Genomic DNA, 3,453 nt, shown 5'->3' with positions numbered 1-3,453 from the left:
TAAAAGAACTGCAACCGCTTATAACTAGCCAAAATGCCTTAATGGCACGCTTAGCAAAAGGGATCAGCCGCGAAAAACACTTTACCAGTAATGCCGCGCATGAGCTAAGAACCCCACTAGCCGGTATTTTAGCGCAAATACAATTAGCAGAGCTTACGCAAGATGCCACCCAACAAAAAGCACTAGGGCAAGCAAAAAAAAGTGCGCAGAAATTAAATACCATTTTAGACAACCTACTGGTATTGGCCCATGTAGATGCCGACACGCCGCTAAACATTACAGAGCCTTGGGAACTTGAGCCGTTAATAGCTACTGTGGTAACAGAATCAAACAACAATAGTGCTCGCTTAACCTATAGCATAACAGCAAGCCAGCCAGTGTGCTGTATGCCCAGTGCCATGCTCACTATAGTGTGCCGGAATTTACTTGATAACGCATTTAAATACAGCAAAGCGAATACACCGGTGGTTTTAGCCGCTAATTTAACAGCCACCGCACTAAAGATAACCATTAGTAACCACGCCCATATTAACCCGGCCGATTTAGCTAATATGGCAACTCGTTTTTGGCGTAAAGGTGCAGAAAACGGCGCTGGGCTTGGCCTGTCAATTGTGGCGAGCATCGCCGAAAAGTACCAAGGCTCACTCATTCTTAAAAATGATAACGCGTTATTTATTGCCGAATTTACCGTGCCCGTTAAGGTAAATAACTAAGTAACTAAGTCATAATCCTCATTTTATGGCTAATAGCCGTTTTATTAAAATATGCTGAGCACGTACTCATCAATACGCAGCAACCCACACACTATCCCGCGCTAAGTGTTCGATAACCTTTGATATCATTAATAATATCAGCGATATCCTGTATATCATTCATTTACTTTACAACTACAACACTAACATTTAATTCACCCCATTTGCCTTGTATTGCTAGATTTAGAAAATAACAACTGGTATAACAGGTATACATCCAAAACAGTGTCACCCATTATTCTGTGTTGAACTTTGTAATAATAATAGGAATACCCGCTATGCACCGCCTTTGTTTAATGCGCTCCCACTCCCGTTCACTGCAAACCTTTCACCTCGTTATTTGGTTAGCTGCATTGCTGTTTTTCCTCCCTACATCGGTATCGGCTACCGATCGCATTGCGGTGCAATGGAATAAGACAACGGCCCCATTACAGGCGGTTTCGCGTCATGCACCATTAATTGGCGTACATGATGATTTGCTGGTAATCGCCGGTGGAATAGTTACTCGCCATTCGGCTAGTAATGCACCACAGTACCTAGACTCAATTTGGCTAGCAGAGCAAGCGCCTGATAATCCTGATGTTTTAAACTGGAAAAAATCAGCCATCCAATTGCCTGCAGCCCGTGCGTTTGGTGCCGCAGCCTCTTTTGCTGATGGTGTCGTTCTGCTAGGCGGTAGCGATGGTGACACTCACTTTAGCGATACCTTGTTGTTGCGGCGCAGCGATAATGCCGACATCGAAATGCTGGCACTTCCACCATTACCCGTTGCAATGCCTGAAGGCTCTGCAGCCGTTGTGGGTAACACCTTATATGCACTGTTCACCGCAACAAGCCCCAGTAATAGCAGTGTACTTTATGCACTCGATTTAACCATAACCACACCAACAGCACTTACTGATACGGGTAAAGTACCGCCCTACATTGCATCTTCAGACTGGAAACAGTTGGCTGTGCGGCCGAATGCCATTACTTTAGTGAGCCAAAATGATGGCCAACACGATGCGTTATTCGCCCTTGAAATGCCCAGCTCTGACAGCGAAACGACCTTATGGAAGTATCAACACGCACCTGCGCAAACTGCATGGCTGCCACTAACAAGCTTTCAAAACCAGCTTGCTGAGTTACCACTAAAATCGGCCAGTGCTTTGGCTATTGGACAGTCGCATTTTTTACTTTTTGCCAGCAGCGCTAAACAAACACACGTATTAAGTTATAACGCCATCACTAATGTATGGGCACAATACGACAGCAACGATCCACAGCACTTAGTCGAAGCCGAGCAACAAACACCCAGTTTTCATTATGCCGTACCTTGGCAGTCAAACATGCTAGTGCATCAATCAACTGAGCAAATTAGCCAGTTAAAATTTGCCGCCATTGCACATACTAATAATACTTTTGGCTGGCAAAATATGACAGTGTTGGTGGTTTACTTATTCGCCATGGTCTTAATTGGCGTGTACTTTGTGTTTAAAAACAAAAACGTGAATGACTACTTTCGCGGTGGCCAACATATTCCTTGGTGGGCTAATGCGTGTTCTATGTACGCCACTATGCTCAGCTCACTCACGTTTGTTGGCATACCGGCTATTGTGTATCGAACCGATTGGCTTTATTGGGGCGGTATTTGGATGATTTTAGCCGTTACGCCCATTGCAGCTTATGTCGCGATGCCGTTCTTTCGTAAAATAGACGCCACCAGTGCGTATGAGTTTTTGTCACTGCGCTTTAATATGCCAGTAAGGCTGTTTGCCAGTGCATTATTCACCCTATTTCATATCAGTCGCATGGGGATTGTTATGGCCTTAACCGCGCTGGCACTGGCAGCGGTCACGCCATTTGATGCATGGCAATGCGTATTAATCATCGGCTTATTAAGCTTAATCTATTGTACTCTTGGCGGAATTGAAGCGGTAATTTGGACCGATACCATACAAACCGTGGTTCTGCTGTTAGGCGCATTATTATGTTTTGCTTATATTGTCAGCGGTGTTGATGGCGGCATTGCGGAAATCTTCCGCAGCGGTATCGCCAATGATAAATTTAGAACCCTTGATATTGATTTCAGTATGGATAGTTTTACTAAACTGTCTATTTGGGTCATCGTTCTGGGTGGCATTGGGCAAAACCTATCAACCTACACCGCCGATCAATCTATCGTACAACGTTACATGACCACTAAAGATGTCGCCTCTGCCCGCAAATCAATTTGGACTAACGGTATTATGGCACCCGTTGCGTCTGTACTGTTTTTTATCATTGGTACTGGCTTATATGTGTTTTATCAATCTAACCCTGAAAAGCTCGATCCAACCAAACAAATTGACCAAATATTTCCGGCTTTTATTTCCAGCGAACTGCCGATTGGTATTGCAGGGCTTATCATTGCTGGTATTTTTGCGGCCGCACAGTCCACCGTATCAACCAGTATGAATTCGATGTCGACTACGCTCGTAACCGACTTTATGCGCCCTTTTAACCTTTGTCGTAGTGAGAAGGGCTATTTAAATGCAGCGCGGCTGTTAACCCTAGTGGTAGGCATTTTTGGCACTTTGGTTGGCTTGTTATTTATTAGCCCCGAAATCCGTTCGTTAATGGAAGAGTACTTTAAAGTAGTGGGCATGTTTATGGGCGCACTCGGTGGGCTATTTATTTTGGGAATTATAAGCACCCGAGCCAATGCCTCTGGTGCCATGGT

General features: G+C 44.6%; 2 protein-coding genes. Both read left to right on the top strand.

Annotated features, from left to right (window positions below; translation table 11 throughout):
- The coding region (locus ABYB02_RS15735) for a sensor histidine kinase (RefSeq protein WP_372763339.1) at positions 1–713 on the top strand (713 nt) is incomplete at its 5' end.
- Positions 714–1,030: 317 nt separating this feature from the next.
- A partial coding sequence (locus ABYB02_RS15730) for a sodium/solute symporter (RefSeq protein ID WP_372763338.1) occupies positions 1,031–3,453 on the top strand: 2,423 nt, incomplete at its 3' end.

Origin of the sequence: Pseudoalteromonas sp. (assembly GCF_041613455.1) — a bacterium.
GTDB lineage: Bacteria > Pseudomonadota > Gammaproteobacteria > Enterobacterales > Alteromonadaceae > Pseudoalteromonas.
This window is presented reverse-complemented; position numbering and strand designations above follow the sequence as displayed.